Raw genomic sequence first — 15,706 nt, 5'->3', positions numbered from 1 at the left:
TTTTTATTGGCATTGTTTCACGTGAAACACGACTAAAACAGACGCGTAGGTTCACCTAAGTAGTAGCCTTGCAGATAATCGACGCCCATATCCTGCGCGATTTTGCACACCTCTCGATTGTGCACAAACTCTGCGACCGTTTCTGCATTAAACACCTGGCACAAACGCACCAACTGAGAAGCTATTTTGCGCTGCTTTAAATCCTTATCGATGTCTCTAATCAAGCTGCCATCCAGCTTTATCACTTCCGGCTCTAACTTTAAGATCTCATCAATATTGGAGTATCCAGAACCAAAATCGTCCACGATAATGCGCGCACCCAGTTTTCTGAAATGGCTGCACACTTCTATCATACGACCGTAATCTTTAATCTGTTCAGACTCCAGTACTTCCAGCCCTATCCGCGTCGGGTCATTCAACTGGCTGATTTCATGCTCCAGCAACATCAACGTTTTGTCGCTCAACAAATCTTGCGGAGACAGGTTAATCGAGAAATCTCCTTTCTTATCTCGCATGTAATGCAGCGTCGAGCGGATCATGTGACGACTCAATCTGGTGTACAAATGCGTGTCTGAGATGATCGGTAAAAATCGCCCCGGCGCAATCACTGTTCCATCTTCTTCTAAAATCCGCACCAGACATTCTTGGCTGGCAGGAAGATGACTGTAAGCGTGCACAATCGGTTGGCTATACGTAATGATGTTCTGCTTGAGAATCGCGCGGCTGACGCAACTCAACCACCCTAGTTGCTCTTTACGTACATCTTCACTGACTTCGATGTCTTTAGCGTTGCAAATATGTGTGTTGCTGCGAACGCCAGAACGACGCGCTTCTATGCCTTTTAATAAGAGCTCATCAGGAGAAGCCGATGGAAAATCACGACGGCTAACCAAGCCACCACACAAGGAAATAGACAGGTAATCAATTTCGCGCAGGCCGAGCGGCTCAAAGTTAGTTTGCTCAACCGCATCAGCAAAACGAGTAAAGTGCTGTTTTATCGTCTCGCTGCTTTGTTCAGCCTTAAACACAAAAGCCCACTCACCTACACCAATGCTGTACAGTTGCAGCGCCGCTGGCATGCCTAAGCGCTTTCTCAATCGATTGGTAAAATGCATCGACAGATCTTTGAGCAGCTGGTCTCCGACTCGATACCCGTACTTTTCGTTGATATGGCTGAAATTGAGTAGCTTAAGCGTTAACAAATGCTCGTCACTATCGATGTAACTTAAGCGCTCTTGCAGCGCCACGCGATTTTGCAGCCCCGTGCGACTGTCGCGACGGTAGCTTTCTTGTAGCTTGCGAGTTTGACGATCAAGTTGATAGCCCATGTGAGCGTTCATATGGTTCAAATCACCAATCGCATTACGTATTAAGCTAAACAGCGGTGAAATCGAAGCACTCACTTGCGGTTTAGGCAAATTCAGCGATTGCACTTCTTCTCCTTCGCGCATCGCAAGGTACGTCAAACTGTGGTGAAGAATTTCTGGCTGGCCAATGTCACCATGTATTTCACCCATACAGTAGCTGCCAAAGGTCGCGGCAATATCCATAAACGCCTGCACTTCATCGCTGCTATCAATAAAATCCAACCGCGAGGCACAGTTGTAAATCATCACTACTTCAGGCTGATGCATGGCAAGTTCAACCACCCCATGACGCACTTGTTCTAACGTCAGAGAAGGATGGTTATAGCAAAACTGAACCTCATCACCGAGGCACCACGGCCTATCGAAACTCATGCTTCCATCGGCGTGAAGTTCTGTGACGGTACAAACTTCCTTGCGCCCCAACGTTTCTCGATACAACGGGAAACTGAGTAATTGGTTAATCGTCACGTCGTGACCGTCGGCAAGATAATGCTTATAAACATCGAGGGCTTTACGCTCTCCTAAGCAATACAAGCGCGTGCCTTTCGCATGCGTCACTTTGTGCGGCATGCCGATTGGGTTCCACTCGGAATACGCGTCTGTCCAAGTTTTCAAAGTATCACTGTGCAAAGCCACTGCCACTACGGCGTTGTCGTATGTCTGGTTTTGATAGAGCACCCAACAGCCGTCTTCTATGGTCTGCGCTAATCCACCAGACACTCGCACGTTTTCGGTCGCAAAAGTTTGATACAAAGGATAATCACGACGTTCGATTTGCACGGCAAAACTGATGATGACTTGAGAGTTGCTTTGTAACTGCAGCGAACGTTTGAGCTCGCCACCGTCTATATCGGGAGAGAAAGAATACGCTTGGACGGCAGACGTTAGCTTGGTTTGGTCAAACTCAATCAGGTTGATGAGGCAGCCAGAGGTAAAAATGTCGCCATCCAAAATTACATTGCGAGTACTGTGACCGATGACATGAGCATTGGGCAACATCGACAAAACCGCTTTGGCGAGCGCAGCCGCACATTCTCGCGATTGCGTAGACAAAATTTGCACCAAATACTGTTTATCTGGGTGCAACTGAGAAGTGACTAAAAAGTCATTAAGCTGACTTACATCGTGGACCCGTTTGGAAAAAGCTCGCATGTACCCTACTACTGCCGTAACACTATTTTCACCACGATGAGTGGCGTCGTTATTTTTACTTTAGGCTTAGTAATTTACGTTTCTTTTTGATGCTTTTCTAGGCACAAAATGACTTTAGAATGGATTAATGCGAAAGCAATTAAAAAAGTGTGAGTAACGGCTGCAAACTATTGATTTCAATGTCAGGTAACGTACGTGTTCTTGAATGACTAATGACATTTTTATTCATATCATTAAACCAGCATGCGGCAAAACCCGCTAACTTTGCACCATGTACATCCGTCGTGAGGTGGTCACCAACATGCAAAATGTTTTCGGCAGGTAAATCGAGGAACTGCTGCGCTTTGACAAACAAATCAGCAGCAGGCTTGGCGAGACCGTCAGGGCCCGCTTTTAATACGCATTGGAAGTATGGCGTCAAACCGATTTTATCTAAGTCGACGTTACCATTGGTGATCGCCACCAGAGGAATGCGTTCTCCCAACTCCGCCAATACATCGAGACTTTGCTGCGGCACGTCAAACTGACTGCGCCATTCCAACGCCAGTTGCACGCCCTCTTCCGCTGCAACTTGAGCTTGCGCTTCATCGTAGCCAACGGATAGAAAAGCATGCTTTAACTGCACTAGTCGCCAAAGCGTCACATCGCTTTTGAGATCAGGACTTTGCTGGAGCACCTGTTTTTTTACCTGCAACCAATCGGCCTTTTCCATGTGCGCCACTGCAGGATGCGTTTGTTGCAACCAGGTCAGTAACTCGCGCTCCATACGGACAATCACTGGATGGTTGTCATACAGCGTGTCATCTAGATCGAATGTCATGGCCTTAATCGGCTCGATACGGCGGTAAAATTTCATGCTTTGGCTCACTCCCCGTTCTTTTTGCGGGCGCGTGGGTGGGCTTGGTCATACGCTTGCGCTAGATGCTGGAAATCCAAGTGTGTGTAGATTTGGGTCGTCGATATGTTCTCGTGACCTAAAAGCTCTTGCACCGCACGTAAGTTGTTGCTCGACTCCAGCATGTGCGTGGCAAATGAGTGACGCAATTTATGTGGGCTAATGTGGCTGGCTACAGACTGTTTTTGCCCCCACTCGGCCATGCGTTTTTGCACGCTGCGGTGCGAAATACGGGTTCCGAGTTTAGACACAAACAATGCAGGTTCACCTGGCGCTGCTAAGTCACCACGAACGCGCAGCCACTTACCAACCCATTCCGTTGCCATCCCCGAAAAAGGCACTTTACGCTCTTTGTCACCTTTACCGATAACACGAAGCTCACCACTGCGCAGCTGCACATCTCGCACATCCACACTGACCAACTCGGCTAAACGCAGGCCGGCACCGTACATCAGCTCCATCATTGCGCGATCGCGGATCGCCAATGGGTCATCTTCATTCACTTCGAGCAGTTGATTCACTTCATCCACATCGAGGTTTTTTGGCAGCGGGCGCTTTTTACGAGGTGCAGACACCCCTTTGGCTGGGTTGGCTGACATCTCACCACGCAAAATCAAGAAATCGAAAAAGCTACGCAGCGAAGACAAGCGCGTAGCTAAGCTGCTGGCCTTCATGCCTTCTCGCATGCCTTTACCCGCAAGTTGTCGAACCCAGCCAGCATCAACTTGAGACCAATCTTTCAATCCCATTTCGGCAAGATGCTGCGCCATGGTTTCCAACTGTTGCTTGTAATTGCGTTGAGTGTGCAAGCTGAGCCCCTTTTCGCTTCGCAAGAATTCGTAGAAGCGTTCAAGAGGCTTTTGAAGACTATTTGGCAGAGGAGTGTTGGGTGTTGTCGTCATCGTAACTTTGCCATACCAATGTTTGAGCAAGATGTGCCACTACTAAGGATAGGTGACGCAAAAACAAGGTATCCATATCTGGTTGGAAATGACCGCCATCTTCGCTAGAAAACGCAAGCACGCCAAGCGTCTGCTTCTTCACCAGCGGCAGTACCACATAGGAACCCATTTCTGGCACATCCATATTGCCAAACAACGCTTCACGATCCACTTTACGCAAGCGGCCCAAATAAGCCTCTTTGCCATTGAGGTGGTTGGTCGCAAAACGCTGGTAATGTTCTTTGCTAAGTTGCGTCGATGCATCACATTGGCTAAACAAGCGAACATACGCACGCAGTCCGAGATCTTTGGCTTTTAGCTCTATCGCGCTAATAACTTGCTTGAAGTCACCGCACTTTAGAATCGAGCCCTGCAAATCCATGAACTCGTAGAAGGTACGATCGTTGTTTGCCGCAAGCGACATTAACGTGGTGATCTCTTCTTCAAGCTCTTCAATACGCTGACGCTGGCGATTCATTTGAATATGCACCAACGAAACCGTACCTAAATCCGAATGTGGAAAAGACAGACGATCCACCAGCTCAGGGCGCTCAACAAAAAAATCAGGGTGATCTTTTAGGTATTCAGCCACCACTTCTGCCGTTAATGCGTCAGCTTCAACTTGAGACAAACCGTTTCCGTTTCCTTTTTCTTTGACTAGCACGACAGTTGACCATCAAATACGTGAGTAGCAGGGCCGGTCATAAAGAGTGGTTTGCCCGGGCCTTGCCAAGAAATATGCAGCTCACCACCAGGTAGCGATACTTTCACACTCTCATCCAAAAGTCCTTGCAAAATACCCACAGCCACCGCGCCACATGCACCGCTACCACAAGCTTGTGTTTCACCTGCGCCGCGCTCGTAAACTCGAAGACGAATGTGGTCACGACTCACCACTTGCATAAAGCCAGCGTTCACACGTTCAGGGAAGCGTTCGTGTGATTCAAGCAGCGGACCTAGAGTGTCCACATCTGCGGTATCCACGTCATCCACTACTGTCACCACATGCGGGTTACCCATGCTGACAGCGCCACAAAACAGCGTCTTGTCACCCGCGCGCATGATGTAGGTTTTTTCTTTCTGCTTCGCTTTGAACGGAATTTTGTTCGGTTCAAACTCTGGCACACCCATGTTGACCGTCACTTCACCGTCGTCTTCCACATCAAGAATCATCTTACCTTTCTTGGTGCTCACGCTGATGCTGTATTTATTGGTCAACCCTTTCAAACGAACAAAACGCGCGAAACAGCGCGCGCCGTTGCCGCATTGCTCCACTTCACTGCCATCGGCATTAAAAATGCGATAGTGGAAGTCGGTTTCAGGATCATAAGGTGCTTCTACCACAAGCAATTGGTCAAAACCGACGCCAGTGTGACGATCCGCCAAACGACGGATCAAGTCTTGCGAGAAAAACACGTTCTGGGTAATGCAGTCGACGACCATGAAGTCGTTGCCCAAACCGTGCATTTTGGAAAAGTGGAAATGCATTTGTTGTGTGTTACTCCGGTAGAATCTGTTCCAGCTGCCACAAACTGGTCAGCTCTTCACGCTGGCGAACAAGGTGGCTTTGATTACCATCCACCATTACTTCTGCCGCTCGGGTACGAGTATTGTAGTTCGAAGACATCACAAAACCATAGGCACCTGCTGAGCGAACCGCGAGTAGATCACCTTCTTGCAAAACGAGCGCGCGATCTTTACCCAAGAAGTCACCAGTTTCACAAATCGGGCCAACCAAATCGTAAGTTTGTGGCTCACCATTGCGAGGGGAAACAGGCACAATATCTTGCCAAGCTTGGTACAGTGCTGGACGCATCAAGTCATTCATCGCCGCATCAATGATGGCAAAGTTTTTATGCTCAGTGTGTTTTAGGAACTCCACACGGGTGAGCAAAATACCGGCGTTTGCTGCAATCGCACGGCCTGGTTCAAAAATCAGTTCTAGGTCTTGATGATTTTCAAGGCGCCCCAACAACGCTTTCGCGTAATCAGACGGCTGAGGCGGTAATTCATCACGATATACCACGCCTAAGCCACCACCAACGTCGAGGTGACGAATGTTGATGCCTTGTGCTTTCAAGTCATCAATCAAAGCCAGCAAACGGTCGGTTGCATCAATAAATGGGTCAATGCTCGTTAACTGAGAACCAATATGGCAGTCGATACCTTGCACATTCAGATTAGGTAGGCTCTGGGCGAATTGATACACTTCTGGCGCGCGGTCAAACGCAATGCCAAATTTGTTGTCACGAAGACCAGTCGAAATATAAGGGTGAGTTTTCGCGTCAACATCTGGGTTAATACGTAGCGAAATAGGCGCAATCACACCAAGCTCGCCCGCCACTTTATTCAAGCGTTCGAGTTCCGGCTCAGATTCAACGTTGAAGCACTTGATGCCAAGCTCTAGTGCGCGCTTCATTTCTGCTGGCGTTTTACCCACCCCAGAAAACACGACTTTCTTCGCATCACCGCCCGCAGCAATCACACGCTCTAGTTCACCACCAGATACGATATCAAAACCCGAACCCAAACGAGCCAGCGCGTTCAGTACGCCCAAGTTTGAGTTGGCTTTTACTGCGTAGCACACAAGATGAGGATGTTGACCCACAGCACTATCAAACGCCTTCCAGTGGCGCTCTAGCGTGGCTCGAGAATATACGTAAAGAGGAGTGCCATATTGCTCGGCAAGAGCTTGAAGTGGGACGTCTTCGGCCCAAAGTTGGCCATCATCCTGATAGTTGAAGTAATCCAAAATTCGCTTCCCTTATTTAATTCGACTGCTGAACCCTAATTTCACCCTAAGGTGCGGTTATTTATTGTGATTGCTCGTTTTGTTGTGCGTCATCTGGGATGTACAGCGAGCCAGATTGGCCACACCCTGCCAGCATCGCGGCAGCCATCACAAACAACACAGTTACTAATTTTTTCATTTGGCATATCGTGATTATTGAATCAATGCCCCCTATAATCGCACCACACTCAGGAAAAGCAATAGGATAGACGGATGAACGATACTGAATTTCATCAACTGGTGGATGCGCAGATGCAAATCATCGAAGAATCCATCGATGATTCAGGCGCAGACATTGATTACGAGGTGTCTGGCAACGTAATGACATTAGAGTTTGAAGACCGCAGCCAGATCATAATCAACCGCCAAGAGCCAATGCATGAGATTTGGTTGGCCTCAAAATCGGGTGGTTTCCACTTCAAGTTAGTGGAAGACAAATGGACCTGCTCAAAAACGGGTATGGAACTGTTTGAAATGGTGAAGCAAGAGTGTGAAAAACACGCTGGCGAAGAGATTGATTGGGCGTAAATCCTCTCAATGAACACCAAAACAAAAAGAGCACCTCGGTGCTCTTTTTGTTTATGGATATGGTTGCGTTACGCGTTTACCGCTTTAGTAGGACGGTGCGGTGAGCACCCATCATTGCGATAAGGAATGATGTAAGCGTTACCCTCTTCAGGGTGAATGATCTGATAGTACTGCGGTAAGTTGAAGTTAATAAACTTAGACGCCACGCGGCTGTCGTCTTTAACCGAAGTGTAGAAGCTGTTGACCGAGGCGATCATCTCATCTTTTGAGCCACTGAACTGGTGATACACTTCCACTTGGTTCGACTCATCCAATACATAGATGTTGAAACCGTCTTCGTTATCTTCAAAGAAGAATTGCACCAAACCTTCACTTGCAAAACCATCCACCGCTTCTGGTAATTGGTATTCTTGCTCACGGTCAAGCATTAACAGCGGCGAGCCTTTTAGCTTATTGGTAGAAATGCTGCGGTAGAAATCGATGGAGTTTTCTAACTTCTGCACCGACACACCACGGCGTTCAAAGAACAATCCGTAGGTTTGGTTACCAAGACGCATCGCTTTAAAGCGGCGGCGTTTTTCTTGCTCCACCGGCTTCAAACGCAAGTCGATGCATTCCGCAAGAAGCTGATACACCATATTACGCATCACTCCACGCATGTTTTTCGCGTAGCAGAACACATCAACCGATTCTGGTGGCAACGCATCTTGGTGCATTTTGCCCAAAATGGTTTTTAGCGCATCCAACATCGCCGTTTCGCCTTTGAAATGCAGTGTACGCACTTCATGCCAGGAGTTGCGGTAAACCAAATCGACACTGCCGACTAAGTTCTTATGCTCAGGGCCAAAGCTGAAGATATCGGTGTTTTTCACATCCACCTTCAGTGAACGCCCGGACAGCTCTGACGTAGGGTCATTTTCGAAGTTGATGAACATCGCCAACTGGCTGATTTCACACGGGCTCGCTAACGCTTGCATCGTCGGACGACGTTTACGCAGTGCAAAGGTATTTCGTAAGTCACTCACCATTTGGTAGAACTTATCGATATCTAGCTGTGCTTCACGCACCACGGCATGCAAACGCGTAGATTCAGTGATGAGGCCATTAAAGAAAGCCCACGAGACCAGTTTGCTCAAGTACTCGTGATGCTCAAGACATGGCTGACCAAGAATGCGATGTGCGATCAATGGTTGCTTGTAGAGATACCAACCCGACTTGTTCACCCCACCTTCTTTAACTTCGATGAAGCTTAAATCTGGTTCATGTAAATCAGGGGAAATTTGTGGGTTCAGCAACGTCACTTTGCCCGGCAACACTTCAAACGCAGCGTACAACTTACGCGCAAGAATGCTGATGTCTTGCGGGCTGATCGCGGATGTGATGTCGTTGCGACGCGCAAACTGAATCAAGTTACGGTAGCTCTGCATCAACGCATCAAGCAACGCATGATGCACGACTTTCACCTGTTCAACTTTCCAGTTGCGGCGGTCATCGAGCTCGGCAACCACGCTGGAATCCCAATTCCATTTCGCAATCATGTCGCTCAGCGCTTCACGACGCCAAGCCACCGAACCGACATCGGGTTCACGCGATAGCTTTTCATGGGTTTTGAGATAGAAACAACGACGCACCAAATCCAAACGTGTATCGTCTTGGATTCGTTCTAAATAGCGCGTAACTTTTTCCAACATTAAGTAGTATGCGTCCATGCCATAGAGATCTGGCTCATGGGCAAAGAATCGACGCTTGGTATCAATACTTAACAGTTGTGTGTGCGGGTATTCCCACGAGTAAGCTTCTAGCAGAATGGCTTTTAATACCGATTTGTATGGCGAATCGATACTTTTGTACAGTTGCCACAAGTTCGAACCAAAGTATTCTTCGGCAGGAATGCGGTTCAACTTACCAAAATCGATCCACTCGCTACAGTCGATGTAGCCATCGCTGCACAATTGAGAAACGTACTCGTCGTAACACTCTTCCATTTCTGGTGGCACAATTTGCCATAACAAGCGCTGACCAGCGATACGCACCGCACTGCGATAGAACTCATCAAGCAAAAGCAAGTGCTGTGAGGAACCGCAGTTGTCACCCGTCATCTCTTCAGAATGGTTACTTCTAAAACGCTCTTCGTCCATCAAGAAGAAGTTCGCTTCCACCCCTTGGCTTTGCGCCCAATCGGTGATCAGCAAACATTTGTTGGTGAGCAGTTCACGTTCGTCGCAATCCATCTCTGGCGAAATACATACCCAAATGTCTAAATCGCTGGAAGTGCTTTGACCAATCGATGACGTACTACCCATGGTATATAAGCCCAAGATCGCTGGCTTTTCTGCCGTCTTGAGTGGCTGGCCAATGGCGAGTTGTATGTCGTCGATGAATTGCTGTTGGATAGGATTGAGTTCAAGCCCGTGTACGCCGAATGGAACGTCAGCGTCGTAGTAGCCCGGAATGACTGGGTGATTGTAGTTCAGTAAGGCAGGAATCAAGTGGAAAACTTGCTGGCTTTGCGAATCCATAAGCGCCAGCGCGCGATCGATACGCTGCTGGTTCAAATTGTCTAATCGCTGAATGATGGTATAGGTGTAAGCCTGCAAGGGTAATTCCTTGGTTGAACAATCACGGACATCTGCTGATGTTTTAAACCAAAACGGCCTAAAAACGTGATCAATTTAACACTTTCATTGGAGTTGGTAAAGTTTTCCACCCGTAATTCGCACCGGACGTAAAACCATACTTTAGTCACAAAAATGAAGACGCGGTAGTGTCGCTTGTAATCGCCTCTAACTAATAATAGTCCTTAGTCTAATTGAGAATCCAGTCACACTATTTTCACAACCTTATGTAAATCCTTCCTTAGCCCCACGAGATAACTAACTAACAGTAAGCATTTCTTTATGAGAATGGTAGGATAAAGCCAAATCCAAACAGCATTGAGAAGATCATGACCCAATCCACACCAATTCGCATTGCAACTCGAAAAAGCCCACTTGCACTATGGCAAGCTCATTTTGTTAAAGACGCTCTTCAAGCCGCTCATCCTGGCTTGGAAGTCGAGTTGGTAACCATGGTGACCAAAGGTGACGTGATTTTGGATACACCGCTGGCTAAAGTTGGTGGCAAAGGCTTGTTCGTTAAAGAACTTGAAGTTGCCATGCTTGAAGGCCGCGCCGATCTAGCCGTGCACTCAATGAAAGACGTACCTGTCGACTTCCCTGAAGGCCTTGGCCTCGTGACCATTTGCGAGCGCGAAGACCCTCGCGACGCCTTCGTTTCTAATACCTATAGCAACATTGATGAACTCCCTCAAGGTGCGGTCGTCGGTACTTGCAGTTTGCGTCGCCAATGCCAACTGAAAGAATACCGCCCAGACATCATTATCAAAGAACTGCGTGGCAACGTGGGGACTCGACTTGGCAAACTGGATGCGGGTGAGTACGACGCTATCATTCTTGCAGCCGCAGGTCTAAAGCGCTTGAAATTGGAAGACCGAATTCGCAGCTTTATCGAACCAGAACAATCACTGCCAGCGGTTGGCCAAGGCGCAGTCGGTATTGAATGCCGCGCAGACGACGAACGCTTACTCAAACTTCTGGAGCCACTCAACCATAAAGACACCGCCGATCGCGTGTTGTGCGAACGTGCCATGAACCTAACTCTTGAAGGTGGCTGTCAGGTGCCTATCGGTAGCTACGCGCTACTTAAAGGTGATGAAATTTGGCTTCGCGCGCTCGTCGGAGAACCAGATGGCAGCGAAATTGTGCGTGGCGAAGTGCGTGGTCACCGTAAAGATGGAGAAGCGCTCGGTATCCAGTTGGCTAACGAGCTACTTGATAACGGTGCCCGCGACATTCTAACCAAGCTGTACGCAGACCACGATTAATCATGGCAGTGTTGGTCACTCGGCCGGGAGAGCAAGGCAGCGCGCTTTGCTCTCTGCTCGAAAGGCACGGCATTTCCGCACACCACCATCCGCTGATCGACATTGTTGCCGATCTCACGGACACGCACCTCACGACTCATCTCCATCAAGCTCAAATAGTTATCGCCGTTAGCCGACACGCCGTGCAATGCGCCCAGCAAATCCTAACCAGCAATGGCGCATCATGGCCGAAACAAGCGGTATACCTTGCCGTTGGTCAAAAAACAGCACACTATTTAAGCAAATGCACCCAACAGAAAGTACACTATCCCGAAGTCAGTGATAGTGAACACTTATTGCGACTTCCAGCGTTACAGAATGTAGAACAGCAGCAGGTTCTTATCCTTCGTGGTAACGGAGGAAGAGAACTGATCAAAGATGCATTGGTGAGACGCGGAGCAAAAGTTCACTATAGTGAGACTTACAAGAGAGAATTCATCCCATTCGATCCAGTAAGCTGTGTCTCACTATGGAAAACCCTACAAATTGACCAGATCGTCGTCACCAGTGGTGAACAACTGGATTATTTGTGCAGCCAATTGACGTCAGAGCAATTGACTTGGCTTAATCAACAAGAGTTGTATATCCCCAGCCAGCGCATCGCTGACATTGCAATTCAAAGGGGGTTCACTCGGGTGAGGTGCACAGGAAGCGCATCCAACCAAGAATTACTGGCTGCTCTCCAGCCCTAGCTACACAGGATATAGGCATGACAAGTAAAAATAACGACCAAAAAAATAACGATAAAAACCTTTCCGAAGAAACCTCATCGGCACCGCTAGCTGAAAAAGACGCACCGAAAAAGGATGCTGAATCTAAAAAGGAAGCCTCTAAACCGGTTGAGCCTGCAAAACCAGCAGAGCCAACAAAGGTTGAATTTGAAGAGAAGCAAGGCAAACGTGGCGTCAAGCTCGGCACCGTAGCGATCATTCTTTCAATCATCTTCGGTGGCGGTCTCGCTTATAAACTTCATGAGCAACAAGCCGATTACCAAACCCAAATCGCTCAGCTACAAAACCAACTAGAAAAAGCGCAAGCTTCGATGAAGCAAGAGCTAAACCAAGTTAAAGAAGAAACCATCGAGAAAGCGACCACAGTAACGCACAAAGCAGAAGTGGTGCTTGGTCAACAACAAAAGAGCATTGAAAGTTTACAACTCGCCGTCGCAGATGTGAAAGGCCGACGTCCAAACGACTGGCTATTGGCAGAAGCGGATTACCTTGTGAAGTTGGCTGGTCGTAAACTGTTCTTAGAGCATGACGTAGAAAGCGCAACTCAACTAATGGAAAGCGCAGACCAACGTATTGCCGCGCTAAACGATCCAAGCTTAGTTAAACTGCGTAAAGCGATGGCAAACGACATTACCAAACTGCGCACTGTCCCATTGATTGACCGTGACGGTCTTGTTCTGCGTTTAACCGCTCTACAGCAGCAAGTAGATAAGTTGCCTCTAGCAAATGCACTACTGCCGGAAGCCCAAGTCGTTGCTCAACATGAAGTATCAGAAGACATTTCAAACTGGCAAGATAATTTGATGACCTCTCTGAAAGACTTCTCTGAGAACTTTATTACTTTCCGTACTCGCGATGGCAACGTCATCCCATTATTGTCTCCAGAGCAGCATTTCTATTTAAAAGAAAACATCAAGGCCAAACTGGAAACAGCAATCAAAGCGGTTTACCAAGAGCAAGGCGAAATCTACACCACTTCGTTAACGACAGCTGACAAGTGGGCGATGGCTTTCTTCAATCAAGACGACAATGCGGTGAAAGAATTCAACAAAGCACTCAACCAATTAAGCCAACAAAATATTCAAGTTGAGTACCCTGCAAAACTGGAAAGCCAATCTCAGCTATCGGATGTGATTCGTGAGCGACTACGTCGTGAAGTCACAACAATGACAGGTACGGGGGATAAATAATGATTCGCCTTATTTTCCTATTTGTCGTTCTAGGTGCAGGTCTATTTGCCGGTACTCAGTTTTCTGGTCAACAAGGATATGTACTGATCTCAATAGCAAACAAGACCATCGAAATGAGCGTAACCACTTTGATGATCTTCGTTATCGCTGCGCTAGCTGGTCTTTTCCTCCTTGAATACCTGATTAAAAAGTTGGTTTACGCAAGCTCAAGCACTTGGAACTACTTCAGCGTACGTAAAATGCGTCGTTCTCGTCGCTACACCAATGAAGGCATTATCAAGCTCCTTGAAGGTGATTGGAAAGGTGCTGAAAAGAAAGTCACTCGTTGGGCAAATCACCACGATATGCCACTACTTTGCTACCTCGTTGCTTCTGAAGCAGCCCAAGGTCAAGGTGATAAAGCAAGACGCGATCATTATCTTGCATTAGCTAGCCAACAGGAGAATGCTCATCTCGCTGTCGAACTGACTCGAGCCAAGCAATTTATTCGTGATAATGAGTTCGAAGCCGCTTTCGATACCCTGCAATCGCTAAAAGGCCAATACCCAAATAACTCGATTGTCTTGAACTTACTCAAAACAACTTACATGCAGCTTACATTGTGGCAGCCATTGATTGACCTAATGCCACAACTGGCGAAAGCAAAGCTAGTAACGGAAGAAGAGCAAGCAGAACTGATTCAGAAAGCACAATGTGGTTTACTGCATGAAGTCGCGCAACAACAAGGTAGCGAAGGGCTAATTTCTCATTGGAACAGTCTGGCTCGTAAAGTGAAGCAAGACACGCATCTTATTGCTTGTTTTGCACGTGAGCTTATTGCTCGTAAAGCCGATACCGAAGCCTTTACCGTACTAAAAGAAGCACTGAAAAAGCAGCCTGAACCAGAACTTTACCGACTACTGCCAGACTTAAACCTACCAGATATCCATCCTGTAGTAGTCTTCCTAGAAGGCGTAGTAAAGAAAGAAGCTGACAACGCAGCGGCACACAGCGCTCTAGCACACTTCTACTTCCGTCAAGAGAAATGGCAACAAGCTCAGGAGCACTTTGAAATAGCTCTAAAACTTCGCTCAGACGTATCTGACTATGCTTTCCTAGCAGACACACTAGAGAAGCAAAATCTAACCAAAGCAGCTCATGAAGTCTCTCGTAAAGCTCTGATGCTGGTTCAGCACGACTAACCAGTAACAACATTATCAAGCCGACAGTTTACTGTCGGCTTTTTTATTGCCTACCATTTATCCATAACCATCAACACGTATTAAATTAACTAGAAACCCAGCCCCCCTCTCTTAAACCACTCGCTACCGTTTGACCCTTATCGTTTTTTGGCTTTTCTCCACCCGCGCCAATGAGCACCACTCAACAGACAAGTAATACCAATCTAAGTAAAAACATGATCCAATTGAGGCTGTCCAACAACAGAACTGATTCGCTATGGACAGCCTCAATAATATCGACTTTAAAAAACTCGCAAGTCAGCAAAAATCCATTCAGATGAAAATGAGACCACTGGCCCTTGCTCATTTCAAAAATGGACACTCACGCACACAAATTGCCAGGTTTCTCAAGGTAAGCCGAACCAGTGTCAATAAGTAGGTTCAAACCTTTCTTGAAGAAGGGCAGGAAGGACGACAAGAAAAGCCAATGACTTTAAAAATGTCAGTATCATCAAACTTCCGTCCTATTCTCTAGAGCTATACTCTATCGAACAAGTCTGGAGTTGGTTGAAGCAACGCGATTTATCCACCAATCTTTTACTGATTACGACAGTATCATCTCCAAAGTCTGTGATGCATGGAATCGGTTTTTGGATAGCTCAAAAAGAGTCACCAAAATGCATTCGTAAAAATGGATAGACCTAACCAGTTAATTTTCAAGGTTGGTATGACTTCTCTTGGAAGGGAAAATGACAGCCTAAAACGACAAAAGCCCTGCTATTTCTAGCAGGGCTTTCAAATAAGTGGCGGAGCGGACGGGACTCGAACCCGCGACCCCCGGCGTGACAGGCCGGTATTCTAACCAACTGAACTACCGCTCCGCACTGGTTAGACCTAAGTCTAAATTAAAAGCCTGGCGATGTCCTACTCTCACATGGGGAAGCCCCACACTACCATCGGCGCTATTTCGTTTCACTTCTGAGTTCGGAATGGAGTCAGGTGGGTCCAAAACGCTATGGTCGCCAAGCA

At 47.4% G+C, this 15,706-nt stretch carries 13 protein-coding genes, 1 tRNA gene and 1 rRNA gene; 5 read left to right on the top strand and 10 right to left on the bottom strand.

Annotated features, from left to right (window positions below; translation table 11 throughout):
* Positions 1 to 32 precede the first annotated feature (32 nt).
* The 7 genes from UF05_RS04970 to lptM all read right to left on the bottom strand — a co-directional run bounded on the left by UF05_RS04970 (position 33) and on the right by lptM (position 7,285).
* A complete protein-coding gene (locus UF05_RS04970; RefSeq protein WP_045545916.1) occupies positions 33 to 2,519 on the bottom strand; it encodes a bifunctional diguanylate cyclase/phosphodiesterase in 2,487 nt (828 codons plus the stop codon).
* A 139-nt stretch (positions 2,520 to 2,658) separates the two neighbouring features.
* Positions 2,659 to 3,375: a 5-amino-6-(5-phospho-D-ribitylamino)uracil phosphatase YigB gene (gene yigB, locus UF05_RS04965; protein WP_045545920.1), complete on the bottom strand. Its 717-nt coding sequence runs from the start codon at positions 3,373 to 3,375 to the stop codon at positions 2,659 to 2,661.
* A gap of 8 nt (positions 3,376 to 3,383) precedes the next feature.
* Entirely contained in the window at positions 3,384 to 4,316 is a 933-nt protein-coding gene (xerC, locus tag UF05_RS04960) for a tyrosine recombinase XerC (RefSeq protein ID WP_005459099.1), read from the bottom strand.
* On the bottom strand, positions 4,282 to 5,019 hold the full coding sequence (locus tag UF05_RS04955; RefSeq protein ID WP_197065566.1) for a DUF484 family protein: 738 nt from the start codon (positions 5,017 to 5,019) through the stop codon (positions 4,282 to 4,284). Before UF05_RS04955 ends, xerC begins: the two co-directional genes overlap by 35 nt.
* Positions 5,013 to 5,843, bottom strand: a complete 831-nt coding sequence (dapF, locus tag UF05_RS04950) for a diaminopimelate epimerase (RefSeq protein WP_005459097.1) — start codon at positions 5,841 to 5,843, stop codon at positions 5,013 to 5,015. The genes UF05_RS04955 and dapF overlap by 7 nt, the downstream gene beginning before the upstream one ends.
* A gap of 10 nt (positions 5,844 to 5,853) precedes the next feature.
* Entirely contained in the window at positions 5,854 to 7,107 is a 1,254-nt protein-coding gene (lysA, locus tag UF05_RS04945; protein WP_005459130.1) for a diaminopimelate decarboxylase, read from the bottom strand.
* Positions 7,108 to 7,168: 61 nt separating this feature from the next.
* On the bottom strand, positions 7,169 to 7,285 hold the full coding sequence (gene lptM, locus UF05_RS26805) for an LPS translocon maturation chaperone LptM (protein ID WP_005459128.1): 117 nt from the start codon (positions 7,283 to 7,285) through the stop codon (positions 7,169 to 7,171).
* Between the two features lie 74 nt (positions 7,286 to 7,359).
* Here lptM and cyaY point away from each other — a divergent pair, with 74 nt between their 5' ends.
* The gene (cyaY, locus tag UF05_RS04935; protein WP_005459084.1) at positions 7,360 to 7,674 is read left to right on the top strand and encodes an iron donor protein CyaY; all 315 of its coding nucleotides are present in this window, start codon (positions 7,360 to 7,362) and stop codon (positions 7,672 to 7,674) included.
* Between the two features lie 68 nt (positions 7,675 to 7,742).
* On the opposite strand, the gene UF05_RS04930 is transcribed toward cyaY, so the two are convergent.
* Positions 7,743 to 10,271 (bottom strand): class I adenylate cyclase, encoded by a 2,529-nt coding sequence (locus tag UF05_RS04930; RefSeq protein WP_045545917.1) that lies wholly within the window; start codon positions 10,269 to 10,271, stop codon positions 7,743 to 7,745.
* A 347-nt stretch (positions 10,272 to 10,618) separates the two neighbouring features.
* Between UF05_RS04930 and hemC the strand changes: the two genes are divergently transcribed.
* From hemC to UF05_RS04910, 4 genes are read left to right on the top strand one after another with little or no spacing between them, the layout of a single operon-like run.
* A complete protein-coding gene (gene hemC, locus UF05_RS04925; RefSeq protein WP_045545918.1) occupies positions 10,619 to 11,557 on the top strand; it encodes a hydroxymethylbilane synthase in 939 nt (312 codons plus the stop codon).
* A 2-nt stretch (positions 11,558 to 11,559) separates the two neighbouring features.
* Positions 11,560 to 12,288, top strand: a complete 729-nt coding sequence (locus UF05_RS04920) for a uroporphyrinogen-III synthase (protein ID WP_005496371.1) — start codon at positions 11,560 to 11,562, stop codon at positions 12,286 to 12,288.
* Positions 12,289 to 12,305: 17 nt separating this feature from the next.
* Positions 12,306 to 13,517 (top strand): uroporphyrinogen-III C-methyltransferase, encoded by a 1,212-nt coding sequence (locus tag UF05_RS04915; protein ID WP_005496369.1) that lies wholly within the window; start codon positions 12,306 to 12,308, stop codon positions 13,515 to 13,517.
* Positions 13,517 to 14,698: a heme biosynthesis protein HemY gene (locus tag UF05_RS04910; protein ID WP_045545919.1), complete on the top strand. Its 1,182-nt coding sequence runs from the start codon at positions 13,517 to 13,519 to the stop codon at positions 14,696 to 14,698. Before UF05_RS04915 ends, UF05_RS04910 begins: the two co-directional genes overlap by 1 nt.
* A 783-nt stretch (positions 14,699 to 15,481) precedes the next feature.
* Here UF05_RS04910 and UF05_RS04900 read toward each other — a convergent pair.
* A tRNA-Asp gene (locus UF05_RS04900) sits at positions 15,482 to 15,558 on the bottom strand.
* Positions 15,559 to 15,588: 30 nt separating this feature from the next.
* A 5S ribosomal RNA gene (rrf, locus tag UF05_RS04895) occupies positions 15,589 to 15,704 on the bottom strand.
* Positions 15,705 to 15,706 lie beyond the last annotated feature (2 nt).

The organism is Vibrio sp. S457-15 (assembly GCF_000960545.1).
Classification (GTDB): Bacteria; Pseudomonadota; Gammaproteobacteria; order Enterobacterales; family Vibrionaceae; genus Vibrio; species Vibrio parahaemolyticus.
This window is presented reverse-complemented; position numbering and strand designations above follow the sequence as displayed.